The following is a 25,152-nucleotide window of genomic DNA, read 5'->3' on the forward strand; positions in this document are numbered from 1 at the left end:
CGCTCACGCCCAAACTGAAGGAAAGGTACATGCGGGCAGCGGGATATTCGCTACTACTCGATAGGCTGCAGATCTCTGCGGTCGCACTCAAGCGCCCTGCGATCGTACAACCGGTCACCCGGATTGAGAAAATCGGGAACACGCTCGCGGTGCCCCATCGAATGGCGCCCTCAGAGGACGACCTGCTTGGGAATGTGCTTTTTGCGCTCAAGCACGAAGGTATCAACCTTTCAATTCTCGCCCAGGCTCTGCCACAGATCCCAGCTGAACGTTTTTCGCAAGCGCTGGAAGCATCACCCAATGGCGTTTATATCCGTAAGGCCTGCTATCTCCGGGAAGCCTTCACCGGTGAAGACATTGAGCAGCCTTCACCTGTACGCGGCGGCTTCGCTCAGCTATTCGACCCAGAACAGTACATTACGCGACCAGGTGAGCGAAATTCGAAGTGGCGGGTGGAGTTCAACGGGCTCGGAGATCTGACTTACTGCGCGACCGTAGAGCGCACTGCGCAAGTTACAGAGCTTCTCGAGCATGACATTCTCGGCAAGGCGAAGAACTTCATCGGTTCACTCCCTCCGCTGATGATGGACAGGGCTATCAACTGGGCGTATCTGCACGAGACCCAGGACTCGTTTGCAATCGAGAAGGAAGCCCCAACCGAAGATAAATCCCGCCGCTTCATCAAGCTCTTGCGCCAGGCCCATGAGCGCCACCCACTGACTGAGGATTATCTGGTTACTTTACAGAACGCCACTGTGGCAAACCCTCTGGACCTTGCGGCGGCATTTCGACACGAGCAGAACCACCTTAGCAATGGCATGCATGGAGCAGCCGGGGTGACCTATGTACCCCCTCCCCCGGGCCTGTGCCGCGAGTTGATGGAAAGCCTGATGCGCTTCGCTAATGAAGGCCCTACCCAAATCGATCCGCTTGTGGCGGCAAGCATCATTTCATTTGGGTTCGTGTTCCTCCACCCGTTCATGGATGGAAACGGGCGCTTGTCGCGCTTTTTGATCCACCAGGCTCTTTGCCATTCCGGGGCGCTTGAAAACGGCCTGTTGCTCCCAGTTTCGGTTGCGATGAAACGCGAAGAGCGCCTGTATCTGGAGACACTTCAAGGATACTCCGGGCCCGTGCGTGAATACTGGCAAGTGCACTGGATCGATCACGAGCAGTTTACATTTGAGTTCATCGGCGCTGACGCGATCTATCGATTCTGGGATGCAACGCAGTGCGTTGTATTCACCTGCCTGATGGCAAAGCGGGCGCTAGAGGTCGAGCTGCGCGATGAGACGGCCTTTCTGGAAAACTATGACGCCGTCTACAGGGCCGTAGATGAGCGATTCGATGTTCGCGGCAGCGACCTCGCAAACCTGGTGATGATGTGCCTGAGCAATGGCGGGAGCGTGTCGAACAATCGGCGTAAGCAGTACCTGTACAGGGTCCCCGAGGCAGTGTTCGACTATATCGAGCTGACGGCGCAACAGGTGCTTGCCGCCCAACGCTCAGCCGCTCAGCCGCAACAGGGCGCAGAGCCACAGACGGATGCATAGTGTTGGGTCGCAGAGCGTCTATTCATGGAACGAAAAGCAAGCCACGCAGCCACCCCCGTCTGGGTCATCCGTAGCGCTCACCCTGGCAGTGTGGAACGGATCGAAGCGTGGTTCGGTAGCCACGGCTACGACCCTCACCGTCACGACACATACTCGATCGGCCGCACCCTCGCCGGCGTGCAGAGCTTTCACTACAAAGGGGCGCTGTGCCACGGCCTACCGGGTAATACGCTGGTCCTGCACCCTGACGAGGTGCACGATGGCATGGCCGGGACTGAAGCGGGTTTTCGCTACCGTATGGCCTACATCGACCCCGCGCTGATCCAGAACGTGCTCGGCGGTGAGCCGTTGCCCTTCATTGCTGGCGGGCTGTCCAGCGACCCGCGCCTGTACCGCGCCAGTGAAGCCTTCGTGCAGGCACTGGACCACCCGCTGGATACGCTGGAGGAGCAGGACGCCGTGTACGACCTGGCGATGGCGTTGCGTGCGGTGGGCGGTAAGCCACGCGGCCGCAAACGCCTGGATTACCGCGCGGCCGAGCGCGCCAGGGCATTCATCATGGAGCACCTCCACCTGGGCATCACCCTGCAGATGCTGGAGCAGGCAAGCGGCCGCGAACAATGGAGCCTGTCCCGCGACTTTCGCGCCCTCTACGGCACCAGCCCCTACCGCTTTGTGACCCTGCGGCGCCTGGACACTGTGCGCAGGCTGATGCTCGATGGCTTCACCTTGGTTGATGCAGCCCTGGCGGCAGGCTTTCACGACCAGAGCCACATGACACGCCACTTCACACGTAGCTATGGCGTGCCACCGTTGCGCTGGCTGGAGCGCTTGCGACCTGCCCGCTGACGTGCAGGATCGTACAAGAACGCCTGGTGTAGGTTCGATAGGCTGGCCACTTCAACCCATGAGGATCCGCCATGTCCAACTCCAACCCGCAACTTGCAACATGCCCTGTAAACCTTGCCCAGAAAGCTTCGCTGATCGACCAGCAGTGGAGCCCGAGAGTGGTCGCCGAAATGAACGACTACCAGTTCAAGGTTGTGCGAATAGAAGGTGAATTCATCTGGCATTCACACCCGGAAACCGACGAAGCGTTTCTTGTGCTCGAAGGCACCTTGCGCATCGATTTACCGGAGGGCTGCGTTTATGTGAACCCAGGCGAGTTGTATGTGGTGCCCCGTGGGGTGGAGCACAGGACAGCGGCGCAGGGAGAAGCAAAACTGATGATGATCGAGCCGCGAGGCGTTCTGAATACCGGCCATGAAGGTGGGGAGCGCACCGCTGTGAACGACGTCTGGATATGAGCGCTGGAAATCACTCATCAAGGAGTGCTTCTGGTTTCAAAAATCCATTGCTATCGCAAGTGCACTGAGCAGCAAACAGAGGCTTGCGACCGCCGTCAAATGGACTCGCATCGGCATGAACCACCCAGGCACAGCTTGCGCCAGTTGGCGATCCTGCCAAAGATGCCCGATAAAACCAAAGGTCAACACCAAACAACCCAATGGCACAGGTAGCAGCGTGCCAACCCAACCGATCAGGGCCGGTATGACGCTCCACACGAGCCGCTCGCGACGCTGCTTCGCGGGCAAACCCTCTAACGTCATGGCGAAACCCCAGTGCAGAGCGCCAACGAAGCTCAATATCACAGCGCCATAGCTGACCAGCATGATCGAGGCAAAACCTCGGTATTCAGCAAAAAAAACGATGAGCAGCGTCAAACCAACAAACGGCAGCAAGCCACCGTAACCCAGCACTGCAAAGCGGCTTGAAGGTAAAGCAGCAGTAACTGAACTCATTTGGACACCCCTTGGCGACGGCTCAGCATCGCGTGTCAATTGTGTCGGCCAATGAGGTTGAGGAATTCGTGGCGAGTCGAAGCGGAGTCGCGAAACTCACCCAACATCACCGATGAAATCATCACCGAGTTCTGCTTCTCTACACCGCGCATCATCATGCACATGTGCTTGGCTTCAATCACGACTGCAACCCCTGCGGCATCCGTGACTTCCTGAATGGCATAGGCAATTTGCCGCGTCAGGTTTTCCTGTATCTGTAAACGACGGGCAAACATGTCAACAACGCGCGCGACCTTGGAAAGCCCCAATACGCGCCCTGTTGGCAGGTACGCGACATGAGCTTTGCCAATGAAGGGCAACATGTGGTGTTCGCATAACGAGTAGAGTTCTATGTCACGAACGACAATCATTTCATCGTTTTGACTCTCGAACAAAGCGCCGTTCACGACCTCTTGAAGATTCTGGCCATACCCGTTGCACAAGTACTGCATCGCTTTGGCCGCACGCTTGGGCGTTTCCAGGAGCCCTTCGCGCTGCGGGTTTTCACCAACGCCGACGAGGATTTCATGATAGTGCTCGGCTAACGAATGTGACATTTGGACTCCTCACCGCTACAGCGGTGCCCGCCATCGGGATGTGGTAGCCAGGCCAGATGTGGCCTCAAACGGCAGAACAGCCTGTAGAAAACTGAAAACAGGGGGCGTAACGTGCGCCAGGACAGTGGCGCGACCCACCCTCCCACATCGGCAGCCCGCCAACTCCACAAGGTGGCGTCCAAGCCTGTGACCCAGTGCCCGTTCACGAACCTTGCATGCAGGCATGACCTCAGTTGCTCAACCGTCAAGCTCAATGCCTCTGCATCGAAATCACCAGCACTGATGTCAACCAGAATGAGCTTTGCCTCGGTCGATTTCCTGCGCAGGAACGCGATCTCTCTGGCGCACAAAGGGCAGGCGCCATCGAAGTACAGCGTCAGGGGCCACTGATAATACATGTACAACCTCTCATCTTTGTACAGGTTTTTGTATAAGTTAGCCGAAACCAGGAAAATCGCAATACAGCCGTACACCTGGCTGTCGCGCGCCGCTGTCACTGACCTTTACTCAGGTGATCACTTCACCTTCACCACGACCTTACCTTTGGCTCTACCTTCGGCCACGTATGCCAGTGCATCAGCTGTCGAGCCCAACGCGAAGGCGCGATCCATCACGGGCTTGATGACCCCGGCTTCAACCAGCCTGGCCAGCTCAGCCAGTTGCGCACCACTCGCCCTCATGAACAGAAACTTGTAGTTGACGCCCTTGTGCTCCGATTTTTTCCTGATCCCTCGGCTGATCAAACGAACGACCTGCCTGAACAGCCAGGAAAGGCGAAGCTGTTCTGCGAACTCGGGGGTGGGTGGGCCTGAGATGGAAATCAACAAACCACCCGGCTTCAATACATGGAGAGATTTTTCGAGAACGTCACCGCCCAGTCCGCTGAGCACGACATCGTAATCACTCAGCTGCGACTCGAAGCGCTGCGTCTTGTAATCGATCACCACGTCCGCACCCAGCGCCTTGACCCACGACACGTTGCCGGTACTCGTGGTTGTGGCAACGAATGCTCCCAGGTGCTTGGCGACCTGAATGGCGATGCTACCGACGCCACCGGAGCCGGCCTGGATCAGAACCTTCTGGCCCGGTTGAACCTTGGCCATTTCCGCCAACGCCTGCCAGGCCGTGAGAGCCACCAATGGCAGCGAGGCCGCTTCTTCCATGTTCAGGTTGGCAGGCTTGAGTGAAACAGCAGATTCGCTGACCGCCACGAACTCGGCGAAGCCACCCATACGCGCCTGGTCTACCCGTGCGTAGACTTCGTCCCCTACCCGGAAACGACTGACTTTCCCTCCGACACGTTTCACAGTGCCAGCAACATCGTTACCCAGGATCAGAGGCATCTTGAACGGCAGGATCAGCTTGAACTCGCCCTTCCTGATTTTGATATCGAGGACGTTCACGCTTGCGGCATGAACCTCAACCAGAACGTCGAAATCATCCACCTGGGGCTCTGGAACTTCAGTGATATCACCAACGACGTCTTTGCCGTAGCGATCGATCAGAAACGCTTTCATGTTCTTAAAATTCCAAAAATATAGACGTGCCCGATGGGCTGGGTCATCGGGCAAGGCGCTGCCTTACTCTTCCAGGAACTGAAGGGCGTGTTTCAGGAAGCGCTCAGGGAACTGGAAGTGCGCGGCGTGACCGGAGTCGGGGTAGATCAGCAACTGGGCATCTGGAATGTTCTGTACCAGGTGCCACGAATTGATCGAAGGGATCATGACGTCGTCGACGCCATTGACCACCAAGGTAGGCTGCTTGATTTCGCTGAGGTAAGAAAAGCGGTTCTCACCCTGTGCCGACTGGACATAGGCTGCAAATGCAGCGCCCTGAGCCATTGCGAGCTCAACCGAGCTTGGGGTGTCCTGATCGGCACGCTGGTTGCGCCGTTCCCAGAACGCCAGGCCCGCTTTCCTGGCAGCTTCCGAGCGACCGAAGAAGAGGAACAGGAAGTTCTCGATGGTGGGGACGGGGTTCGAAGCGGCCTCTCTCACACCCTCTGCCATGCTCGGATCACCACCGCGCAGACCGGTGCCGAGCAGCACAAGCTTGCGCACCAACCCAGGGTGACGCAGTGCCACTTCCTGAACCTGCAAGCCACCGATGGAGAAACCGAGCAGGTCGACCTGCGTCAGCCCCAAGGCCTTGATGGCTGCTGCAATGTCATCCGCCATTTGCTCAATGGTGGTGGCCGGAGTGCCCGACGATGAAGCCACACCTCTACCGTTCAGCAGGATCACTTCGCGCCCCGCCGCCAGACCATCAGTGATGATCGGATCCCAGTGGTCGAGCCCGCCACGGAAATGGGCGATGAAGACCAGCGGCACACCAGAAGGGTTGCCCCAGCGGCGGTAGGTGAACGTGTCGCCGCCTATTTCAACTGTGCGGGTCGGAACGGTGAGATGGGTATGGCTCATGACGGTTTGCTCTTTCAGTGGAAGATACGACCTAATGATGATGATCGTAATCGAAACCGTCAACGCCTTTGATGATGAACATCATCAATGTATGCTATTGGTTGGCTTGATAGCAGAGAGAGCAACGAAATGAAGGTCACAAAGGCCCAGGCACAAGCTAACCGAGCGCATATCGTGGAAACGTCTTCCAGGCTGTTTCGCGAGCGCGGCTATGACGGCGTCGGTGTTGCAGACCTCATGGCTGCCGCCGGCTTCACCCATGGCGGGTTTTACAAGCACTTCAAGTCCAAGGCAGATTTGATGGGCGAAGCAGCCACTTGCGGGATCAACAAGACGGTCGAGCAGATGCAGGGCATCCAGCTGGCCGACTTCGTCAATTTCTACCTGTCCCGCGAGCACCGCGATGAGAAAGGCAAAGGTTGCACGCTAGCGGCGCTGGGCGCAGACGCTGCACGCCAGCCCAATGAGATCAAAGCTGCTTACGGCGCTGGGATCGAAGAATTGCTGGAGGTTTTACAAGGCAAAAATGAAGAGCCTGGCGCAAGCCGTGCTGAAATCATCGATACCTTCGCACATGCCCTCGGCGCCTTGGTTCTGTCTCGCGCCTGCCCGGACGACTCTCCACTGGCTGATGAGGTGCTCAGCGTTTGTCGTGAGAAGATTCTGGGCAAGCTGGGGTCCTGAGGCTGTTGCGGACTCCATGCCATTTCGATCCGATTGTTCACCACCCTCTGGCTGGCGACGGGCGTCGAGCGATTGCCGTAGCGGTCTCCAAGGCCGCCCCTGAGGTTGCAAGGCACCTCAGGTACTAGGTGAACCTGGGGCGGCTCACGCCTCCTCAGGCGAGACAATCAGCTTCAGGCACTTCAGGAACAGCGGCCGGTATTCATCAGGCAACCGTTCCAGCAATTTCCTTTCCACTTCAGCATCACGCGGCAGTACGCGCTCCAGCAGTTCAGCGCCTTCATTGCCCAAATACAACTGGTACGCACGCTGGTCGCTCTTGGCGCTGGTGCGCACCAGCATGCCGCTGGCGCACAGCCTCTTGACCATTTCGGCAACAGTGTTGCGATCCATGAACAAATGGCCGGCCAGTGCGTTCTGGGTCAGGCCGGGGTGCTGCGACACCACAATCAATGCGGCTTTCTGTCTGGGGGTGATCGACTCTCCGGCGAACGCTGTGTTGAACCGTTCCTCCGCCATGAAGTGAGCCCGCCGCAGCAGGTGGGAAACGATGTCTTCAAGGTGAAATTGATCGACAAGCGCCTGGCTTTGCGGGGAGAGTTTTGCGGGAGAAGGCGTGCGTATGGGCGGCATTGGTTGTCCGGTCATTCCTTGCGGGTTGCGATCCTTGGGATCGATGACTGTGTACGTGCACGTACTATTTATCTGGCAAATCAGCCAGTTAAGTATTGGCGCTTCGCCAGGAGGATTCAAGCCTGAGCAAAATGCCAGTGCACGTACGATTTTAGCCGAGGAATTGTCCTACAAATCGATTGACAGCATCTCTTTCCAGCCATAGGATTTATCTCGTTTAGGACGTATACGTACTTAAAGAGAACAAAAAATGTCTTCCTCGACCTCTGCGGCAACACATAGCGCGTGGACCCCCCTGATCAGCCGGACGCTACCCGCACCGCATTTTGCTTACAGCCCCGTGGTATCGGCAGGTGGCTTCATCCACGTTTCTGGCATGGTTGGGCTCGACCCAGCCCATGGCGGCCTGGTGGTTGGCGGCATGGCCGCAGAAGTTAGGCAGATCCTGGCCAACCTCAAAGGCCTGTGCAATGAATTGGGAATAGCCCTGGAGCAATTGATGCTGGCGCGGATCTACTGCGCCGACTTTGGCCAATTCGGCCTGATCAATCAGCACTGGGAGGCGTTTTTCCAGGGTGCGACCCCTCCTGCACGTACCAGTGTAGGGGTAACGGCGCTTCCGCTGGGTGCGCTGGTCGAGATGGAATTCCAATTCGCGGTCGATCCTTCACTGCCCTGATACAAACAATAAAACCAGGAGAAGCCACATGGCAAACGGTGAAATTATCAGCGGGTTTCTGGCCCCCCACCCACCCCATATCCTCTATGCAGAAAACCCTGTGCAGAACGAGCCGCGTGCCAAGGGGGGCTGGGAACAATTGCGCTGGGCCTACGAACGGGCGCGCGCGAGTGTCGAGGCGCTCAAGCCGGATGTGCTGTTGGTGCATTCGCCACACTGGATTACCTCTGTGGGACACCACTTCATTGGGGTCGAGCACCTGGCCGGCCGCTCGGTCGACCCCATATTCCCCAACCTGTTCCGCTTCGACTACTCGATAAAGTTCGATGTGGAACTGGCCGAGGCTTGCTGCGAAGAAGGACGCAAGGTGGGCCTGCAGACCAAGATGATGCGCAACCCGCGATTTCGCGTCGACTACGGCACTATCACCACGCTGCACATGATCCGCCCGCAGTGGGACATCCCGGTGGTATCGGTTTCGGCCAACAACACGCCGTATTACCTGAGCATGGAAGAAGGCCAGGTGGAGATGGATCTACTGGGCAAGGCCACCCGCGAAGCAATCATCAAGTCTGGCAAACGCGCGGTGCTGCTGGCCTCCAATACCCTGTCGCATTGGCACTTCCACCAAGAGCCAGAGCCACCGGAAGACATGACCAAGGAGCATCCGCAGAGCCAGCTGGGTTACCAGTGGGACATGCGCATGATTGACCTCATGCGCCGCGGGGAGATGAAAGAAGTGTTCCGCCTGCTGCCGCAGTTCATTGACGAGGCCTTCGCCGAACTGAAGTCCGGCGCGTTCACCTGGATGCACGCAGCCATGCAGTACCCGGAATTGGCGGCGCAACTGCACGGCTACGGGACGGTGATCGGCACCGGCAACGCGGTGATGGAGTGGAACCTCGTCAAGGCCGGCCTCGCTCGTGCCGCGACCCAAGCCATCTGAACGCTTCAATCCCGTCTTATTTCTCAGGTGAAACGACCATGACTGTTGTATCGGCCTTCCTGGTTCCTGGCAGCCCACTGCCCCAGCTGTGCCCCGACGTGCCCAACTGGCAGCGTTTTCAGCGTGCAATGCAACAGGCAGGTGTCGCGTTGAAGGCCTCTGAGCCGGACGTGGTGCTTGTCTACTCCACCCAGTGGTTCGCAGTGCTGGATGAAATCTGGCTGACCCGTCGACGCAGCCAAGACATTCACGTCGACGAAAACTGGCACGAATTCGGTGAGCTGCCCTATGACCTTTACAGCGATGTGACGCTGGCCAACGCCTGCATCGAAGCATGCCGTGCCCAAGGCGTGAATGCCCGTGGCGCTGACTACCAAGGCTTCCCGATTGACACTGGCACGATCGTCGCTAGCACCGCACTGTGTGTGGGCACTGAAGGGCTGCCACTGGTGGTGGCGTCCAACAATCTCTATGACAACGCCCAAGCCACCGAAAAACTGGCGGCGATCGCCGTGGCCTGCGCTGCCGAGCAGGACAAGCGTGTGGCAGTGGTGGGGGTTGGCGGCTTGTCCGGCAGCCTGTTCACCAAGCCAATCGAACCCTGCGACGACCGCATCGTACACACCGAGGAAGATGCCTGGAATCGTCAGGTGCTGGCGCTGATTGAGACCGGTGACGTCGATGGGCTGCGGGAGGCGCTGCCCACCTACGCTGCACAGGCCCGAGTCGATATGGGCTTCAAGCATTTCCATTGGCTGCTCGGTGCGCTAGGCGGGCGCTTCCAGGGAGCCAAGGTTCATCACTACGGCGCGTTGTATGGCAGTGGTGCCGCCGTGGTGCAGTTTTACCCCTGTTGACTTGTATGCAGCAGCGCAGCCGCTAGCGCTGCCCTGCCAAGTGCGCCGACCCGGCGGTAGCCACGGCCGTCAAGCGTACTGATCGAACCATTCACCCAGGACCGTTTGCGTTGCCCGAGCAACGCAAGCAGCGCTCGCCTGCGCCCGCGATTCGCCGGGCCAGGCCTGCAGCAATCACGCGAGCCCGCCACAGCTCGCTGTCAGCCGTGTCATCGAGGTCAGTCATGAAACACTATCGCAATTACGTAAATGGTCGTTGGGTCGAGAGCCCAAATACCTTCGAAGATATCAGCCCGGTCGACGGCTCCCTGGTAGCCCTGGTCCATGAGGCTGACGGGGACCTTGTAGACGAAGCGGTCAAAGCCGGGCATCGTGCCGTTGCCGGCGCCTGGGGCCGTACCACTGCGGCCGACCGTGTGGCCGTGCTGCGCAAAATTGCGGACGAAATGGAACGCCGCCAGGCGGACTTCCTTGCCGCCGAGATGGCCGACACTGGTAAGCCGTTGTCCATGGCCTCCGTGATCGACGTGCCGCGTGGCATCGCCAACTTCCGCACCTTCGCAGACATACTCGCTACCGCACCGCTGGACAGCCATCGCCTGGACCTGCCAGATGGCGCCTACGCGCTCAACTACGCAGCCCGCAAGCCCTTGGGTGTGGTCGGGGTGATCTCGCCCTGGAACCTGCCGCTGCTGTTGCTGACGTGGAAGGTTGCGCCCGCACTGGCCTGTGGCAACGCCGTGGTGGTCAAACCTTCGGAAGACACCCCTGGCACCGCAACACTACTGGCCGAGGTGATGCAAGCCGCCGGCGTACCGGATGGTGTGTTCAACCTGGTACATGGCTTCGGCCCGAATTCGGCGGGCGAATTCATTTCGCGCCATCCGGACATCAGCGCCATCACCTTCACCGGCGAATCGCGTACCGGCACCACCATCATGCGCGCCGCCGCCGAAGGGGTTAAGCCGGTGTCGTTCGAGCTCGGTGGCAAGAACGCGGCGATCATCTTCGCCGACTGCGACTTCGACAAGATGATCGACGGCATGATGCGCGCGCTGTTCCTCAACAGCGGGCAGGTCTGCCTGTGCTCTGAGCGGGTGTATGTCGAACGCCCGCTGTTCGAGCGCTTCTGCACTGCCCTTGCAGAGCGCATCAAGACAATGAAGGTTGACTGGCCTCACGAAGCCGCGACCCAGATGGGGCCGCTGATCTCGTCCAAACACCGCGACAAGGTGCTGAGCTACTTCGAACTGGCCCGCCAGGAAGGCGCGACCTTCATTGCCGGTGGCGGCGTGCCACGCTTTGGTGACGCGCGCGACAACGGCGCATGGGTCGAGCCGACGGTAATTACGGGCCTGCCGGATGATGCGCGCTGCGTGCGCGAGGAGATCTTCGGGCCCATCTGCCACATTTCCCCGTTCGACAGCGAGCGCGAAGTCATCGCCCGCGCCAACGACACCCGCTACGGCCTGGCCGCGACGGTATGGACCAGCAACCTGAGCCGCGCGCACCGCGTCAGCGAAGCCATGCGGGTGGGCATCAGCTGGGTGAACACCTGGTTCCTGCGCGACCTGCGCACGCCGTTCGGTGGCGCCGGCTTGTCCGGTATCGGCCGCGAGGGCGGCATGCATTCGCTGAATTTCTATTCGGAACTGACCAACGTCTGCGTGCGCATTGACCAGGAGAGCGAACAATGACCGAACGACATCAACAGGTGGCCGACCTGCTCGACCAAGCGGCAAGAAGTGGTGAACCGGTGTCGCCGGTGCGCGATCAGCTTGATGCCATCGCCGACGCCTACAAGGTGCAGCAGCTCAATACCCAACGCCAGGTGAGTGCCGGGCGACGTATCACCGGGCGCAAGATCGGTCTGACCTCGCACTCGGTGCAGCAGCAGCTGGGTGTGAATCAGCCTGACTTCGGCACACTGCTCGATAGCATGGAAGTCAGCGACGGCGAGACGATCGCCTGGCCCCGCCTCATGCAGGCCAAATGTGAGGCTGAGGTGGCGCTGGTACTGGAACACGACCTGGACCGCGAGCAGATCGTGCTCAGCGACCTGCTGGCGGCTACCGCCTATGTGTTGCCGGCCATAGAAGTGGTCGGCAGCCGCATCGCCGACTGGAACATCAGCATCCTCGACACCATCGCCGATAACGCCTCGGCAGGGCTGTACGTGCTCGGCCAGCGGCCAGTGAAGCTCGGTGATCTGGACCTGCGCCTGGCCGGCATGGTCATGGAGCGCCGAGGCGAGCCGGTTTCATTCGGCGTAGGGGCCGCGTGCCTTGGCCACCCGCTCAATGCTGCACTCTGGCTGGCCCGTACCCTGGTCGAGGCGGGCACCCCGCTGCGGGCCGGCGACGTGGTGCTCAGCGGTGCATTGGGGCCAATGGTAAGCGTTGCGCCCGGTGATGTTTTCGAGGCACGTATCCAAGGTTTGGGCAGTGTCCGGGCCTGTTTCGATTCCGCTAGCTGAGGTGATCTGCATGAAAATTGAACGTATTGCCAAGCGCCTCGACGATGCCGCCCTGTACGCCCAGGCCACGTTGCAATTAGGCGGCGAAGATACCGTGACCCTGGAAGAGGCTTATGCGGTTCAACGCCTGCTGATCGAGAAGCGCCTGGCCCGTGGGGCGCGCCAGGTGGGCGTCAAAATGGGCTTTACCAGCCGCGCCAAGATGGCGCAGATGGGCGTGTCCGACCTGATCTGGGGGCGGCTGACCTCAGATATGTGGATCGAGGAAGGGGGCAGCATCGACCTGTCTCGCTACGTGCACCCGCGCGTCGAACCAGAGGTGTGTTTCTTGCTGGGCAAGCGCCTTGAAGGGCACGTTACGCCGCTGCAGGCCCTGGCCGCTGTGGAAGCGGTGGCGCCGGCACTGGAGGTGATCGACTCGCGCTATTGCAACTTCAAGTTCTCGCTGCCCGCCGTGGTGGCCGACAACGCCTCATCGTCCGGCTTCGTGGTCGGCGGCTGGCAGCGCCCGGACACTGACCTGGGCAACCTGGGGCTTGTGATGAGTTTCGATGGCCGCGCGGTGGAGATGGGCAGCACGGCGGCGATCCTCGGCGCGCCGGTACGCGCACTGGTAGCAGCAGCGCGCCTGGCGGCGCAACAAGGCGAGGCGCTCGAGCCCGGCAGCCTGGTACTGGCCGGTGCGGCGACGGCGGCCGTGGCGCTTCGCCCAGGCGTAGCGGTGCGCTGCGAATTTCAGGACTTGGGAAGCGTAGCGTTTGAAACGCTGCGCGAGGAATAAGCCATGAGCGACAAATCGCAGACCCACGCCCGGGTAGTAGACGGCAAAGCCACACCGCTTGGGGCCTTCCCCCACGTCAAGCGTGCCGGTGACTTCCTGTTCGTCTCTGGCACCAGCTCGCGGCGCCCGGACAACAGCATCGCCGGTGCAGAGCCGGACGCCTCTGGGCGCATACGCCCATGCATCGAAGCACAGACCCGCGAGGTGCTGAACAACATCCGCGACATCCTGCGCAGTGTCGGTGCCGACCTGGAGGACGTAGTGGAAGTGTGCAGTTATCTGGTCAACATGAACGACTTCTCCCAATACAACCAAGTGTACGGGCAGTTTTTCGATGCCGACGGTCCGACCCGCACCACCGTCGCCGTGCACCAGCTGCCGCACCCGCATCTGGTCATCGAAATCAAGGCTGTGGCCTACAAGCCGCTGCGCTGAACCAACTCGTAGATGTGCAGATATCACCCGATACGGTTGTCTGCACTGCAAAGGAGAAGAACAGATGTCATCTGCTCGCATACCGGTAGCGATCATCGGCTCTGGCAACATTGGCACCGACCTGATGATCAAGATCCTTCGCTGCTCCGATACGCTTGAGGTGGGAGCCATGGTGGGTATCGACCCGGCCTCAGACGGTTTGGCCCGCGCTGAGCGCCTCGGTGTACCCACCACCGCAGGCGGGATCGACGGGCTGCTCGCGCTGCCCAATTTCAAGGAAATCCGCATCGCCTTCGATGCCACCTCCGCTGGGGCGCACAAGGTGCATGACAGCAAGCTGCGTGCCCATGGGGTACGCATCATCGACCTCACCCCTGCAGCCGTCGGCCCGTATGTCGTCCCGGTGGTGAACTTCGCCGAGCATGCCCACGAGCCGAACCTGAACATGGTCACCTGCGGCGGCCAGGCGACCATCCCGATCGTGCATGCGGTGGCGGGCGTGGCGCCGGTGCATTATGCCGAGATCGTCGCGGCAATCTCCAGTAAGTCGGCCGGCCCCGGCACCCGTGCCAACATCGACGAATTCACCGAGACCACCTCACGCGCCATCGTCGAGGTCGGCGGCGCGGCGCGCGGCAAGGCGATCATCGTGCTCAACCCGGCCGAGCCGCCATTGATCATGCGCGACACGGTGTATTGCTTCGTGCCGTTGGACGCCGACACCCAAGCCATCGTAGACGCGGTCGAGCAGCGCGTGGCCGAGGTTAACCGCTACGTGCCGGGTTACCGCCTCAAACAACACGTTCAGTTCGAGCACTTCACCGAGAACAACCGGCAGAACATCCCTGGCCTTGGCTGGAGCACCGGCATCAAAGTCGCGGTGTATCTCGAAGTGGAAGGTGCCGGGCACTACCTGCCGGCCTACGCCGGCAATCTGGACATCATGACCAGCGCGGCGCTGACCGTCGCTGAACGTATCGCCCAGGCGCAGTTCACTGATCAGGGGTTGTGAAGATGATCGACACGAACAAAAAGATCCATATCTCAGACGTGACCCTGCGCGACGGTATGCATGCCGTGCGTCACCGCTACAGCCTGGAACAGGTCGCGTGCATCGCTCAGGCCCTGGACCAAGCCGGCGTCGACAGCATTGAGGTCGCCCATGGCGATGGCCTGCAGGGTTCGAGCTTCAATTACGGCTTCGGTGCCCATACCGACCTTGAGTGGATCGCCGCGGTAGCCGCAGTGGTGCAGCGCGCCCGCATCGCCACGTTGCTGCTACCGGGCATTGGCACTGTGCACGACCTCAAGGCCGCCTACGATGCTGGCGCGCGGATCGTGCGCGTGGCCACCCACTGCACCGAGGCCGATGTCTCGCGCCAACACATCGAATACGCCCGGTCCCTGGGCATGGACACCGTGGGCTTCTTGATGATGAGCCACATGCAGACCCCGGCTGGCCTCGCCAGGCAGGGCAAACTGATGGAAAGCTACGGTGCACAATGCATCTACGTTGTGGATTCCGGTGGCGCGATGAACATGTGGGACATCGCCGAGCGCTTCAAGGCCTTGAAGGACGTGCTTGACCCAGCGACGCAGACCGGCATGCACGCCCACCACAACCTCAGCCTGGGCGTGGCTAACAGCCTGGTCGCCCTGGAGCACGGCTGCGATCGCGTCGATGCCAGCCTGACCGGCATGGGCGCCGGGGCCGGCAACGCACCGCTCGAGGTATTCGCCGCCGCCGCCGAGCGCATGGGCCTGAACCACGGCTGCGACGTGAAAAAGCTGATCGATGCCGCTGAAGACATTGTCCGTCCCCTGCAGGAACGGGTGGTGCGGGTAGACCGGGAAACGCTGGCCTTGGGTTATGCAGGGGTCTATTCAAGTTTCCTGCGCCATGCCGAGGCGGCCGCGGCCAAATACGGCCTGTCGACTTTCGACATTCTGGTTGAACTGGGCAAGCGCCGCATGATCGGTGGCCAGGAAGACATGATCGTCGATGTCGCCCTGGATTTGCTCAATCAAGGATGAACACTGCCACTTGGCAAAAATTCAATGAACTTGTGAACATCAATGCGCATGACAGGAAAGGCTTATAATGATTAACAAGACCGCTATTTCTTTGTTGCTGGCTTCTGTCGCCATGAATATCAGCGCGGCAGAACATAATATTGTTTGTAAAAGCCCACTGCCTGTACCTGCCCCGCAGGAGGAATGGTCGCTGTTCCAAGATACGGTAAAGCGTGCACCTGCGGTGATGGGTGACGTCCACCGTGAGTTTTATGGAAAAGGCTTGGACAACTTTGGGGACCTTCGTTTGCCGCAGGGCGAAGGGCCCTTCCCCGTGGTGATTGTTATCCATGGCGGGCGTTGGAGCGCTGATGTAGGCCTGGATTACATGGCGCCAGTCGCTGATATGCTGACCAAGGCGGGTTTTGCAACGTGGAACATCGAATACAGCCGGGTAGGCAGCTATGGCGAATGGCCCAACTCCTTCAAATCCGTTGCGGGGGCTGCTGATCATTTACGCGAACTGGCCAAAAAATACCCCTTGAATCTCAGAAGAACCGTGACACTCGGCCATTCTTCGGGGGGGCATTACGCTTTATGGTTGGCTGGGCGAAATCTGTTAAAGGCGCAGTCTGAGCTCTATGTGAAAAACCCTTTGTCGATCAGCGGCGTGCTGGTGCTGGACGGGGTTGTTGACCTGGCATGGCATGCTCAACTCCCTCGCGGCAAAGACATACAGCCGAAAGTGCTAGGCCACGTTCAGGGAAAGGAGTTGCAGGCGCGACTTCAGGAAGTATCGCCCACCCAGATGCCAATCATAAAGGTACCGCAGGTTTTCATTACAAACCAAAGCGACCGCTTCCCGTCCGTTCTTGATTACGTGAAGCGTGCCACCGCCGCTGGAGCCAACTCGAAGTATGATGCCCTGTGTTCTTCCAATCATTTTGTGCCCGTAGACACATCCAATGGCGAAGTGACAAAAAAGATCATCGAATACACGACCGAACTCGCCCAATAAAAAAAGCATTAGCCCGGCGCAATCGCACGCCGGGATAACCACCTCCCCTGCCTTTCCAAACAATAACAATCGAGGGCTACCTCTATGTCTGTCCGCATAAAAAACGTGGTCGCCATGTCATGCTTTTTACCTGGAGTGGTTTGTTGCTTTGAAGCACTGGCCGAGGCGAAAAGCGGTTTCTTCGAGGGAAGCTCTCTTACACTTGATACCCGCCAGTGGTATTCCAAGGAAATCGGGAGACGCAACACCGTATATCGGTATAAAACGGACGAAGGCCCGCAGGCTTCGCATGACCGAGTGGCCTGGCAGCAAGGTTTCAAATTGGGATTCGAGTCCGGCTACACCTCGTGGCCCGTGGGGGTAGGACTGGATCTTGCTGCCTATTCTGTCGTCGCGTTAGAACGCGACACGGGTGACGCTGCGGGGGGCAGTAACAGAATGCTGGTGAACAGCGATGGTGATGTACAACCTACATGGAGTCGCTTGGGCGTTGCCGCAGTCAAGTTGCGAGCCGCCGAGACCGACGTAAAAATCGGCCGTCACCAGGTGGCCACGCCTGTCATGAATTTTTCGGATACTCGTACTGTTCCTGCCTCTTTCGACGGGCTGTCGGTTGAAAACTCATCCTTTGATGGCCTGGTGTTAAAGTCTGGTTACTTCTCAAAAATGGCGCCACGTTATGCTGCAGGCACCGAAGACATCGGACTGCAATACGCCATGCGCCCGGTCACCAGTGATTGGACCGCTTATTTTGGCGGGGACCACACTAGCGCGAACGGCCTGAAAACCAGTGTTTATATTTCGCGCATTCAGGATATTTGGGACAGGCAATATTTTGGCCTGGCACAGACATTCCAATCGAAAGGGCTCACCACATCGGTGAAGCTATCGATGTACAATACAAAATCAAGCGGGAAGGAAGAAGCTGGCCCTATCGATCAGCAGGCATTTGGTCTGGCCATCACCCCGCGCTTCAAGAACCACTCAGTGGAATTCGGCCTTCAGAAAATTGTGGGTGATGAATTCTTTGACTTCGTGAAAGAGTCAAATGCCATTGAGCTACCGAACACCATGGTTTCTTACTTTAACGGCCCGAACGAAACCTCCTTTCAGGTCAAATATATAAATGACTGGGCTGCTTACGGCGTTCCTGGATTTAAAAGCATACTCTGGCACACCCGGGGCTGGGGTATTGATGGAACGGGCTATGACGGGGGCCCAAAGGGGGTTTACACGGCTTCGCTGCTTCAGGACAACGAACGCCATAACGAAACCGGCCTTTTAGGGAGTTACACATTTCAATCTGGCGAATTAAAGGGTGGAAGTATTCTTGCAGGTTACGCTTGGCACCGCGCAAGCAGCCACCAGGCCGAGGGTAACTTTGATGAGCTGAGGGTTATTCTCAGAATGCCCTTTTCTATTTTCTAAGTGATAACGCTGCCCTATTGCTCGCTGGCGTTATCTTGCGCAGGGCCTGTACGCGCCTAAAGCGGCGCGTACAGGCTCAAGCGGGTATTTCCGTGACCCTGGCGGGCCCATTACCAAGGGGCTGGCCTCCGAGAGTTCGTGCCTGGAGCATGCCTGCATGACAACCTTTCTTTACAACGACTTCACCACCACCGCCCAACTCGACGAGCAATACGACATCGAGGCCTCGGTGACGGATTTCGACGGCTATGTGCGGGAGTTCATCGCGCAAAGCCAGGCCGTGCGCGCCGAACTGCCCAACCAGTTGGACGTGCCCTACGGCCCGACCCTGGACGAGACTTTCGATGTGTTCTTCCCGCCACAGGACGTCAACGAGGCCCTGCGCCCGGCGGTCTTCTTTGTCCATGGCGGCTACTGGCGAGCGACCACCAGCAAGGAGTGGAGCTACGTCGCCAAGGGCCTGGCCGCGCAAGGCGTGGTCACGGTTGTGGAGAATTACACCTTGGCGCCGAAGGTCGCCATCGCCGAGATCGTGCGCCAGCACCGCGCGGCGTTCAGCTTCATGTGGCGCAACGCCGAACGGTTCGGCATCGACCGTGAGCGCATCGTCGTGGTCGGCCATTCGGCAGGCGCCCATGGTGTCGTCGAGCTGCTGGCCACCGACTGGGTCGGCGACTATGGCTTGCCCGCACAGCCCTACTTGGGCGCCATCGCGGTCAGCGGGGTGTATGACCTGCGCCCACTGCCGCACACCTTTCTGGCCAAGACGCTGGATTTTACCTGGCAGTCGGCCGAGGCTCTGAGCCCGATCCTGCACATTCCCCGGAAACTGGCACCTCTGATGCTGCCCTACGGGCTTCGTGAGACCGCCGAGTTCCGTCGCCAGACCATCGACTATGCCCAGGCCTGCATCGAGGGAGGCGTGCCGGTGGAGCTGCTGGCCCTGGATCTGGACCATTTCAATATCCTCGACGATCTGGCAGCAGGAAGCGGACCAATGTTTCAGCGGATCATTCGATGGCTGGGTTTGTAGGCAGTACTCAGCTTGGTGAACCCTGCGGGATTCGGCTTTCCGGCGATAGGGCCAGCATTGGCGCCCGTACTTCCAGGAAGCCAATCCACGTCAAAAGACACCACAACAGAAAGCCCGCCGCGGTGGTCATTTTTCACGCTGCACAGCCGTGAATTTTGACTGCCACCGCGTTACAAGCTGTTACATCGAACGGCCGAAAAAATCAGATTTAACCCCTTTCCTGTAGGGCATTTCCCAAAAATACTGTCGCCGCCCATTTTTCGTTGCACATGGCCAACGTGGATTCTAGTCTCGGCCGGTCGCTGCCAATTCAGCGACCGGTTTTGACAAATCGTCTTCGTTGTCCACATGTGCACACTAGTCATGGTGGCTGTACGTGCGGGCACCCTCTGGTGCGCCGAGTGCCAACGTCTCGGTCCGTCAACCCGCGTACAGCTGCCACCCCAATTGCTTGACGGCATTGCCGTGATAGCTCCAGCGTTCGACGTTGGAGTTCGATCATGCTCAAGATCGTTCCCGATCCGCCTCACAATCCGCACTCCCTCGAAGACACGCTGATGATGGCCACCGAAGAAACCGTATTCACCGTGGGCAAAACCACCTTCTAGGTAGAACCTGGAGGCGGCTCCCAGAGCGTCAGCGTTGGCCAAACATCCAACCAGCTTTTGGACTTGACGCGGTCTTGATAGATAGCTGCTTTATCCGTGGCGAACCTCCCTACTGGCCGGATGGTCAAGTCAAAAAGATCGTCGAGCCCCAGCGGCGCAGCGATTTCGAATGTTCCGTCCTCTCGTAGTCTTACCGCTACCGCCGTGGCGGTTTCTGGCCAGTAACGCATTGCATCGGTCGCCGATTGATAGGGCTCGTCGTCGTTCTGAACATGCATTCTCGCCTGGTTTTTCACAGACCACTGTACGTTCAAGTATTGGCCTCTGAGGATTGCTTCCAAAGCATCATCTTGTTCGGGGGTGCAGTTCATGCCGTCAAACCAGATAACGTCAACGTCTGTTGAAACCGGAGATGCTGCGTTACCGTGCAAATGATCCCAAACCGCGTTTCGAACGAAACCTGCTCCTATCCAGCAGTCGGGCAAGTTTAAGGAGCGTACAATTTCGAGCAACCTTCGCCGAACAGGGTCATCCGAAATAACTGCTTGGATTGTTGAAATATAGTCCACCTTGAAATCACCTTATCGAAGCTAGGTCGGCATCCACAGATGCGGTAGCAACTCCCCGATCCCACTTGCCCTCTGTGTCGGTAAGCGCGTCAACACGCGCTTCAGGTAAGAATTTAAGCGTCCTTCCAACCGTCCTGGATCACTAAGCCGGGGCGTCAAAGCCCCAGCTCTCAATCCCCCCGACAATCCGTGAAAAACCTTTTTCAACCCGAATAAGATGCCGTTCTTCTGGCCAGGCTGGTGCGATTGAGTTCGATCTCGTCATTCACGTCGACACCTCGATAAACCATTGAAGTCTCGTGACGGACGTAATCCCCTTCACGCTGAGCACTCAGCCAGTTGAATGAACCGACACACAAAAGACTCTGATCGGCCATGACGATCTTGCTGTGTACCTTATTGACGATACGAACAGGAATACCCTGGGTTTTCAACTCCGCCAAGGTAGCGTTGAACGCCGCGACCTTTTGCGGCTCACCCTGAGGTTTTCGGGTTGAAATTTCAGTATTGAGCTGCAGGTCGGTGAACACCTCGACCTTGACGCCGCGATCCACCGTTGCACGCATTTGCTCAAGCGCCCCTGTAGTGAACAGGCAATCCAACTTGACCCACGGCGTGATGATCTGAACCTGGTGGCTGGCCGTTTGCAGTGTGTCTTTCAAGAACTGGTCATGCTGCCACCAGTCGTGCAAATGACTTAATCCCGTGCTCGCGGTGTGCAAGTCTTGCCTGGGCTGATGCTCGAACTGCAACTCACTGGCAGGGTCGGCCAGCAGGTACTTCGCCAGTAGCCCGCGCGGTTTGCTGACAGGCACCTGACCCATCAGATCCATGTCACCAAACACCAGGAAGCTGTCCTTGGCCCGGGACACTGCCACATTGAGCATACCGTCGCGACGATCAATGAAACCGCCATCGGCATGCTTGGAATATACCGCCGAGAAAATCACTACCGGCCGCTCTGCGCCCTGGAACGAATGCACTGTACCGACAGTGATCTGGTCTGCCCCTTTTCCAGCGTTCAGGCCCAATGCCTGGCATGCCTCGGCGATGGCGCGGCTTTGGGCCCCGAATGGCGTTATCACCCCAACGATCTCGTGAAGCGATTTTTGCGGGTAGCACTGCTTCAGCTCATCTGCATGGGCGTGAAGCCACGCAGCAATGGTCTGCGCCTCGAACAGGTTTTGGCGGCTGCCATGGCTGTTTTGCTCACACAAGCCGTCGATATGGAGGTAGCCAAGGCCCGGTAAGCCTTCCTGCGCTGCCCGCCCCCGGCGAGGCAGCAGTTTGCCCTTGTAGCAAAGGGTATTGCAGAAGGCGATGATCGAGTCATAGCAGCGGCGATGCTCGTACAGGTACATACCCCGGGCAAGGTCGGGATCGTAGTGATAACGGCTGGTAGACTGAGCGATGGCCATCACGCTGCCACTTGCGGCACTGCGCCCGGCTTTGCAGAAGGCCTCGTAGTCCTCCTCGGCATGGGTGTGCGAAACCAGCCCAGCACTGGTGAGGTTGCCGATATCCACCTTGGCCGGGATCGACCAGATTGGCTCGATCTGTTGGGTGTCGCCGATGACCAGCGCCTGGCGAGCAAGGGCAAACGACGGCGCGGCGACCTCCGGCAACACCTGCCCAGCTTCGTCGACGATCAGCAAGTCGATGAAGTTGACCAGATAGTCGTCGATGTAATCACCGTCGTCGTAGCGCTTGCACGACAGCTCCTTGGGTAGCCTGAAAAAGGTCGAGACCACACAAGGCGTGAGCTTCATCCAACGGCGCCAGTTCTTGATCAGCGTCTTGGCACCGGTTTTCTTGCGGCTGTCGAGTATCTCCTGCAGCTCCTCGCTGACTTCCAATAGCCAACGCCCTTCCCAATAGTGGGTAGTCAGCAGGAATATTTCGAAACGCAGTGACGTATCGGCCCAGCGGTCGCAGTCCTCCAGAGTGGCCTGGGCAGCAGGCTGGCCGGCCGCATCAGCCAGCGAGCTGATCGCGCCATGCCAACCGTGCAGCCGCTGTTGTTCAGCCTCGAACAGTTGCTGAGCGGTTTGCAGCAGTTGGGTGAGCCGCTGATGCTCCTGGCCCGCTTGGGCCTGCGCAGCTTCAAGCCGCGTTTCGATTTCGCCCAAAGTCGCAGCGTTCTGCAGCTCGGCATCGGCGCCATCGAGCTGCAATTTGGCCAGGCGAAGGCGCTTGGCGGCAATGGGGCGAATCCAGCTGAACAGGCTGTAGAACAGTGACTCATGTGCCAGGTAATGCTTGAAATCTTTGAGCCGCTTCTGTGCAGTGCCCAGTTGCTGCAGCTGGTCGAGCTGAGCGGTTTGTCGGGCCTGCAGAGTGGCCTGTGGGTCATCCCCCAACGCAACGCGAAGCGCCTCCCGAGCGCGGACGAGCGCCGCCCACGCCTGCTCGATATCGGCAAGTTGCTGCTGGCGCGCCTTGATTTGCTGTTGCAGTAACCCGACCGTACGCTCGACATCGAGGTCTTGAACACCCGGGAAAGCCGCTGCCGCCTGTACCAAGTAGGCGTGCTTGGCCTTGTCCAGATAGGCGCAAGACTCCAACTCATGAAAGAAGCTCTTGGTCTGGTAGACACCGGAAAGCTCCGCTTCGGCCGATGCCTTCGGGAAGTAGGCGCCAAAGCTATTGATGCCAGGCAACCAACGGCCCGCCAACGGTCCGGTGCCCTCGGCAAAGTCTTTGCCGAAAGCCGCGATGATATTGGTCACCGCCTGGTTGTTGGTGGAACTGGCGACAATCACCGGAGGCTCGCCACCTGCCACAGCGGCCTTCGCCCAAAGCGAGGCGACCACCGACAGCACGAGTGTGGTTTTGCCCGTGCCCGGTGGACCATTGACTGCCAGCACATCGCCCGCCTGCCCGGCCACCAGATGCGCCAAGGCATCACGCTGGGCAGGGGCCAGTGCGTATTCGTCACCAGCGTGGCCCAAGCGCGCGGCAAAAAGGCTACCAGCGGGCAAGCAAGGCTCGTCCGGGCTTGGGTGACGTTGGGCGAAGCGCTCGAACAACGGGGCATCGGGCTTATGCTGACGCAGGTAGTCGTAGAGGTTGACGATGTTCTTGCTGAAGCCGTCAGGTTTGTCTTCTTTGAACAGCAAGCTGTACTTGGCCGGCTTCATGCCGTCTTCGGCCGCATCCCACCCCTTACCGACCTCACGGGCCATCCGCAGGCAGAACGCGTAAAACTTACGCCACTGTTCAAGATGCTGCTCAATGTCGATTATTTCCCCCTCACCCGGCGGTGTGAAAGCGGGCACCTCTTCGACCGACAAAAAGTCATCCAGCGCAGACTGTGCCCCGATGAAGAAAGTGTCCTTGTCCAGCGGCTCAAGAATGTCACGCGGCACTAAAGCTTGTGTGGTCGGGTAAAGGCGCCCATCACGGCACACCAATACGGTACAGATCAGCGGGGTGACCGCTGCAGGCAAGCCCGTCCGAACCTTGCCGTGCTCGCGCTGTGACAGATAAACCCAAGGGCGCAGCGTGACTTTTATGGTCGAAGCGTCTGGCGCCTCATCGGCAAACAGCTTGGCTGCAAGTTCTTCTGGCAAACCACCCTTCTGCACATGCTCCATCCCGACCGGGGTGAGCGCTTCGGCTTGCCTGGAGTTGAGCGCGCCATTGCCGTTTTCAGCGTCGGCGAGGGAGGTGCGCCAGTAATTGGCGAGTTTTAGGGCGTAGTCGTTCATCGTCCTGATCTGTTACGGACCGGCACTCAATGTTGCGGTCGAAAGCGGATGGGGTAACGCTGCACATTGGTGAAGCGCGCCTGGATCCGGATGGTCTTTAGCGAATGGAAGGCTGTCAATGGCTGATTGCCATCCATTAGCCTTGGGGTTGCTCAACCACCGCCATACAATCGTTCTTTTGCCTACGACAGGAAGTCACCATGCAACGAATCGTCATTCTGGGCAACGGCGGCAGCGGCAAGTCCACCCTTGCCCGCGCCTTGGGAGAACACCTGGAGCTTTCCGTCGTTCACTTGGACAAACTCTTCTGGGAGCCCGGCTGGGCGGAACCTGACGCCGAACAGTTCCGTGACCGTGTACGCGATGCCGTTGCTGGTGACGCCTGGGTGTGTGAAGGCAACTATGCGCGCCGTACCTTCGACCTGCGTTTGCCGCGAGCGGACCTGATCATCTGGCTCGACACGCCCAAGCTCACCTGTTTCATTCGGGTGCTGTTACGCCTGCTTCGCATCCAGCCACGGCCTGATCGTGCGGAAGGTTGTGAGGAAAGGTTCGACCTGGAATTTCTCAAGTTCGTGTGGACGTTCGACCGGAATTACCGACCTGGTATCGAAGCAGTTCGCCTTAAGCTCGGGGCACAGGTGCCTACAATTCACTTGCGAGGGAAGCGAGGAATCAGGGCGTTTCTCGATAGGCTGCCAGCAGCCCGGCGCGAACCTGGCTCGATGATCAGTGGAGTTTAAGTCGCCTACCCCATACTCGATGGATATCACATACGCAGAGCCGTAGCGCTTGGTGATCGTGCGTGCGGCCTGTCAAACCCCACACTTTGATTTTGTAGCGCGTGCCCCTATGCTCCCCGCTCAATGTGGCTACCCGGACGCAGCTGCCGTAATCACTCAAGGACTGGC

At 58.9% G+C, this 25,152-nt stretch carries 25 protein-coding genes; 17 read left to right on the top strand and 8 right to left on the bottom strand.

Features of this window, described 5'->3' with window-relative positions:
* Positions 1–29 precede the first annotated feature (29 nt).
* The 3 genes from ACMGGN_RS12030 to ACMGGN_RS12040 all read left to right on the top strand — a co-directional run bounded on the left by ACMGGN_RS12030 (position 30) and on the right by ACMGGN_RS12040 (position 2,860).
* Positions 30–1,553 (top strand): Fic family protein, encoded by a 1,524-nt coding sequence (locus ACMGGN_RS12030; RefSeq protein WP_046787092.1) that lies wholly within the window; start codon positions 30–32, stop codon positions 1,551–1,553.
* 24 nt (positions 1,554–1,577) lie between these two features.
* On the top strand, positions 1,578–2,402 hold the full coding sequence (locus ACMGGN_RS12035) for an AraC family transcriptional regulator (protein WP_414156801.1): 825 nt from the start codon (positions 1,578–1,580) through the stop codon (positions 2,400–2,402).
* A 71-nt stretch (positions 2,403–2,473) separates the two neighbouring features.
* Entirely contained in the window at positions 2,474–2,860 is a 387-nt protein-coding gene (locus tag ACMGGN_RS12040; protein ID WP_046787094.1) for a cupin domain-containing protein, read from the top strand.
* A gap of 36 nt (positions 2,861–2,896) precedes the next feature.
* On the opposite strand, the gene ACMGGN_RS12045 is transcribed toward ACMGGN_RS12040, so the two are convergent.
* The 5 genes from ACMGGN_RS12045 to ACMGGN_RS12065 all read right to left on the bottom strand — a co-directional run bounded on the left by ACMGGN_RS12045 (position 2,897) and on the right by ACMGGN_RS12065 (position 6,371).
* Positions 2,897–3,355 (bottom strand): DUF3429 domain-containing protein, encoded by a 459-nt coding sequence (locus ACMGGN_RS12045; protein ID WP_115275222.1) that lies wholly within the window; start codon positions 3,353–3,355, stop codon positions 2,897–2,899.
* Positions 3,356–3,390: 35 nt separating this feature from the next.
* On the bottom strand, positions 3,391–3,951 hold the full coding sequence (gene folE / locus ACMGGN_RS12050; RefSeq protein WP_012313911.1) for a GTP cyclohydrolase I FolE: 561 nt from the start codon (positions 3,949–3,951) through the stop codon (positions 3,391–3,393).
* Entirely contained in the window at positions 3,936–4,349 is a 414-nt protein-coding gene (locus tag ACMGGN_RS12055) for a thiol-disulfide oxidoreductase DCC family protein (RefSeq protein WP_414156831.1), read from the bottom strand. Before ACMGGN_RS12055 ends, folE begins: the two co-directional genes overlap by 16 nt.
* 117 nt (positions 4,350–4,466) lie before the next feature.
* Entirely contained in the window at positions 4,467–5,468 is a 1,002-nt protein-coding gene (locus tag ACMGGN_RS12060; protein ID WP_414156802.1) for an NADP-dependent oxidoreductase, read from the bottom strand.
* 63 nt (positions 5,469–5,531) lie between these two features.
* On the bottom strand, positions 5,532–6,371 hold the full coding sequence (locus ACMGGN_RS12065; RefSeq protein WP_281868695.1) for an alpha/beta fold hydrolase: 840 nt from the start codon (positions 6,369–6,371) through the stop codon (positions 5,532–5,534).
* Between the two features lie 129 nt (positions 6,372–6,500).
* Here ACMGGN_RS12065 and ACMGGN_RS12070 point away from each other — a divergent pair, with 129 nt between their 5' ends.
* The gene (locus ACMGGN_RS12070) at positions 6,501–7,055 is read left to right on the top strand and encodes a TetR/AcrR family transcriptional regulator (RefSeq protein WP_119688711.1); all 555 of its coding nucleotides are present in this window, start codon (positions 6,501–6,503) and stop codon (positions 7,053–7,055) included.
* Positions 7,056–7,199: 144 nt separating this feature from the next.
* Here ACMGGN_RS12070 and ACMGGN_RS12075 read toward each other — a convergent pair whose 3' ends face one another.
* A complete protein-coding gene (locus ACMGGN_RS12075; RefSeq protein WP_251962317.1) occupies positions 7,200–7,808 on the bottom strand; it encodes a MarR family winged helix-turn-helix transcriptional regulator in 609 nt (202 codons plus the stop codon).
* A 130-nt stretch (positions 7,809–7,938) separates the two neighbouring features.
* Here ACMGGN_RS12075 and ACMGGN_RS12080 point away from each other — a divergent pair, with 130 nt between their 5' ends.
* The 12 genes from ACMGGN_RS12080 (at position 7,939) to ACMGGN_RS12135 (ending at position 19,354) form a co-directional block, all read left to right on the top strand.
* Positions 7,939–8,367 (top strand): RidA family protein, encoded by a 429-nt coding sequence (locus ACMGGN_RS12080; protein WP_115275225.1) that lies wholly within the window; start codon positions 7,939–7,941, stop codon positions 8,365–8,367.
* A 28-nt stretch (positions 8,368–8,395) separates the two neighbouring features.
* Complete coding sequence (locus ACMGGN_RS12085) at positions 8,396–9,313, top strand: tRNA U-34 5-methylaminomethyl-2-thiouridine biosynthesis protein (protein WP_046787098.1); 918 nt, start codon at positions 8,396–8,398, stop codon at positions 9,311–9,313.
* Positions 9,314–9,351: 38 nt separating this feature from the next.
* Positions 9,352–10,170, top strand: a complete 819-nt coding sequence (locus ACMGGN_RS12090; RefSeq protein ID WP_414156803.1) for a tRNA U-34 5-methylaminomethyl-2-thiouridine biosynthesis protein — start codon at positions 9,352–9,354, stop codon at positions 10,168–10,170.
* Positions 10,171–10,394: 224 nt separating this feature from the next.
* On the top strand, positions 10,395–11,867 hold the full coding sequence (locus ACMGGN_RS12095; RefSeq protein ID WP_046787100.1) for a 2-hydroxymuconic semialdehyde dehydrogenase: 1,473 nt from the start codon (positions 10,395–10,397) through the stop codon (positions 11,865–11,867).
* Positions 11,864–12,646, top strand: a complete 783-nt coding sequence (locus ACMGGN_RS12100) for a 2-keto-4-pentenoate hydratase (protein WP_115275227.1) — start codon at positions 11,864–11,866, stop codon at positions 12,644–12,646. Before ACMGGN_RS12095 ends, ACMGGN_RS12100 begins: the two co-directional genes overlap by 4 nt.
* A gap of 10 nt (positions 12,647–12,656) precedes the next feature.
* Complete coding sequence (locus ACMGGN_RS12105; RefSeq protein WP_039601368.1) at positions 12,657–13,427, top strand: 2-keto-4-pentenoate hydratase; 771 nt, start codon at positions 12,657–12,659, stop codon at positions 13,425–13,427.
* Between the two features lie 3 nt (positions 13,428–13,430).
* Positions 13,431–13,862 carry a RidA family protein gene (locus tag ACMGGN_RS12110; protein WP_012313899.1) on the top strand — a complete coding sequence of 144 codons (432 nt, stop codon included), beginning with the start codon at positions 13,431–13,433 and terminating at the stop codon, positions 13,860–13,862.
* Positions 13,863–13,926: 64 nt separating this feature from the next.
* A complete protein-coding gene (locus tag ACMGGN_RS12115; protein WP_115275228.1) occupies positions 13,927–14,874 on the top strand; it encodes an acetaldehyde dehydrogenase (acetylating) in 948 nt (315 codons plus the stop codon).
* Between the two features lie 2 nt (positions 14,875–14,876).
* Positions 14,877–15,896, top strand: a complete 1,020-nt coding sequence (dmpG, locus tag ACMGGN_RS12120) for a 4-hydroxy-2-oxovalerate aldolase (protein WP_115275229.1) — start codon at positions 14,877–14,879, stop codon at positions 15,894–15,896.
* A 67-nt stretch (positions 15,897–15,963) separates the two neighbouring features.
* On the top strand, positions 15,964–16,893 hold the full coding sequence (locus tag ACMGGN_RS12125) for an alpha/beta hydrolase (protein WP_251962314.1): 930 nt from the start codon (positions 15,964–15,966) through the stop codon (positions 16,891–16,893).
* Positions 16,894–16,977: 84 nt separating this feature from the next.
* A complete protein-coding gene (locus tag ACMGGN_RS12130) occupies positions 16,978–18,321 on the top strand; it encodes an OprD family outer membrane porin (protein WP_237860475.1) in 1,344 nt (447 codons plus the stop codon).
* 157 nt (positions 18,322–18,478) lie between these two features.
* Positions 18,479–19,354, top strand: coding sequence for an alpha/beta hydrolase (locus ACMGGN_RS12135; RefSeq protein WP_012313894.1), 876 nt, complete (start codon positions 18,479–18,481; stop codon positions 19,352–19,354).
* Between the two features lie 604 nt (positions 19,355–19,958).
* Here ACMGGN_RS12135 and ACMGGN_RS12140 read toward each other — a convergent pair.
* Together ACMGGN_RS12140 and ACMGGN_RS12145 are read right to left on the bottom strand one after the other, a co-directional pair.
* On the bottom strand, positions 19,959–20,531 hold the full coding sequence (locus tag ACMGGN_RS12140) for a nucleotidyltransferase family protein (RefSeq protein WP_080765855.1): 573 nt from the start codon (positions 20,529–20,531) through the stop codon (positions 19,959–19,961).
* Positions 20,532–20,734: 203 nt separating this feature from the next.
* Positions 20,735–24,241 carry an AAA domain-containing protein gene (locus tag ACMGGN_RS12145; RefSeq protein WP_414156804.1) on the bottom strand — a complete coding sequence of 1,169 codons (3,507 nt, stop codon included), beginning with the start codon at positions 24,239–24,241 and terminating at the stop codon, positions 20,735–20,737.
* A 200-nt stretch (positions 24,242–24,441) separates the two neighbouring features.
* Between ACMGGN_RS12145 and ACMGGN_RS12150 the strand changes: the two genes are divergently transcribed.
* A complete protein-coding gene (locus ACMGGN_RS12150; RefSeq protein WP_251962312.1) occupies positions 24,442–24,984 on the top strand; it encodes an AAA family ATPase in 543 nt (180 codons plus the stop codon).
* The last annotated feature ends 168 nt before the right edge of the window (positions 24,985–25,152 follow it).

The organism is Pseudomonas sp. BNK-30, from assembly GCF_047456185.1.
GTDB lineage: Bacteria > Pseudomonadota > Gammaproteobacteria > Pseudomonadales > Pseudomonadaceae > Aquipseudomonas > Aquipseudomonas putida_E.

What these genes read in the sequence shown, in the direction of transcription:
- ACMGGN_RS12030 (WP_046787092.1), top strand. Translation starts at nt 30, where the DNA reads ATGCGGGCAGCGGGATATTCGCTACTACTCGATAGGCTGCAGATCTCT.
- ACMGGN_RS12035 (WP_414156801.1), top strand. Translation starts at nt 1,578, where the DNA reads ATGGAACGAAAAGCAAGCCACGCAGCCACCCCCGTCTGGGTCATCCGT.
- ACMGGN_RS12040 (WP_046787094.1), top strand. Translation starts at nt 2,474, where the DNA reads ATGTCCAACTCCAACCCGCAACTTGCAACATGCCCTGTAAACCTTGCC.
- ACMGGN_RS12045 (WP_115275222.1), bottom strand. Translation starts at nt 3,355, where the DNA reads ATGAGTTCAGTTACTGCTGCTTTACCTTCAAGCCGCTTTGCAGTGCTG.
- folE (WP_012313911.1), bottom strand. Translation starts at nt 3,951, where the DNA reads ATGTCACATTCGTTAGCCGAGCACTATCATGAAATCCTCGTCGGCGTT.
- ACMGGN_RS12055 (WP_414156831.1), bottom strand. Translation starts at nt 4,349, where the DNA reads ATGTATTATCAGTGGCCCCTGACGCTGTACTTCGATGGCGCCTGCCCT.
- ACMGGN_RS12060 (WP_414156802.1), bottom strand. Translation starts at nt 5,468, where the DNA reads ATGAAAGCGTTTCTGATCGATCGCTACGGCAAAGACGTCGTTGGTGAT.
- ACMGGN_RS12065 (WP_281868695.1), bottom strand. Translation starts at nt 6,371, where the DNA reads ATGAGCCATACCCATCTCACCGTTCCGACCCGCACAGTTGAAATAGGC.
- ACMGGN_RS12070 (WP_119688711.1), top strand. Translation starts at nt 6,501, where the DNA reads ATGAAGGTCACAAAGGCCCAGGCACAAGCTAACCGAGCGCATATCGTG.
- ACMGGN_RS12080 (WP_115275225.1), top strand. Translation starts at nt 7,939, where the DNA reads ATGTCTTCCTCGACCTCTGCGGCAACACATAGCGCGTGGACCCCCCTG.
- ACMGGN_RS12085 (WP_046787098.1), top strand. Translation starts at nt 8,396, where the DNA reads ATGGCAAACGGTGAAATTATCAGCGGGTTTCTGGCCCCCCACCCACCC.
- ACMGGN_RS12090 (WP_414156803.1), top strand. Translation starts at nt 9,352, where the DNA reads ATGACTGTTGTATCGGCCTTCCTGGTTCCTGGCAGCCCACTGCCCCAG.
- ACMGGN_RS12095 (WP_046787100.1), top strand. Translation starts at nt 10,395, where the DNA reads ATGAAACACTATCGCAATTACGTAAATGGTCGTTGGGTCGAGAGCCCA.
- ACMGGN_RS12100 (WP_115275227.1), top strand. Translation starts at nt 11,864, where the DNA reads ATGACCGAACGACATCAACAGGTGGCCGACCTGCTCGACCAAGCGGCA.
- ACMGGN_RS12105 (WP_039601368.1), top strand. Translation starts at nt 12,657, where the DNA reads ATGAAAATTGAACGTATTGCCAAGCGCCTCGACGATGCCGCCCTGTAC.
- ACMGGN_RS12110 (WP_012313899.1), top strand. Translation starts at nt 13,431, where the DNA reads ATGAGCGACAAATCGCAGACCCACGCCCGGGTAGTAGACGGCAAAGCC.
- ACMGGN_RS12115 (WP_115275228.1), top strand. Translation starts at nt 13,927, where the DNA reads ATGTCATCTGCTCGCATACCGGTAGCGATCATCGGCTCTGGCAACATT.
- dmpG (WP_115275229.1), top strand. Translation starts at nt 14,877, where the DNA reads ATGATCGACACGAACAAAAAGATCCATATCTCAGACGTGACCCTGCGC.
- ACMGGN_RS12125 (WP_251962314.1), top strand. Translation starts at nt 15,964, where the DNA reads ATGATTAACAAGACCGCTATTTCTTTGTTGCTGGCTTCTGTCGCCATG.
- ACMGGN_RS12130 (WP_237860475.1), top strand. Translation starts at nt 16,978, where the DNA reads ATGTCTGTCCGCATAAAAAACGTGGTCGCCATGTCATGCTTTTTACCT.
- ACMGGN_RS12135 (WP_012313894.1), top strand. Translation starts at nt 18,479, where the DNA reads ATGACAACCTTTCTTTACAACGACTTCACCACCACCGCCCAACTCGAC.
- ACMGGN_RS12145 (WP_414156804.1), bottom strand. Translation starts at nt 24,241, where the DNA reads ATGAACGACTACGCCCTAAAACTCGCCAATTACTGGCGCACCTCCCTC.
- ACMGGN_RS12150 (WP_251962312.1), top strand. Translation starts at nt 24,442, where the DNA reads ATGCAACGAATCGTCATTCTGGGCAACGGCGGCAGCGGCAAGTCCACC.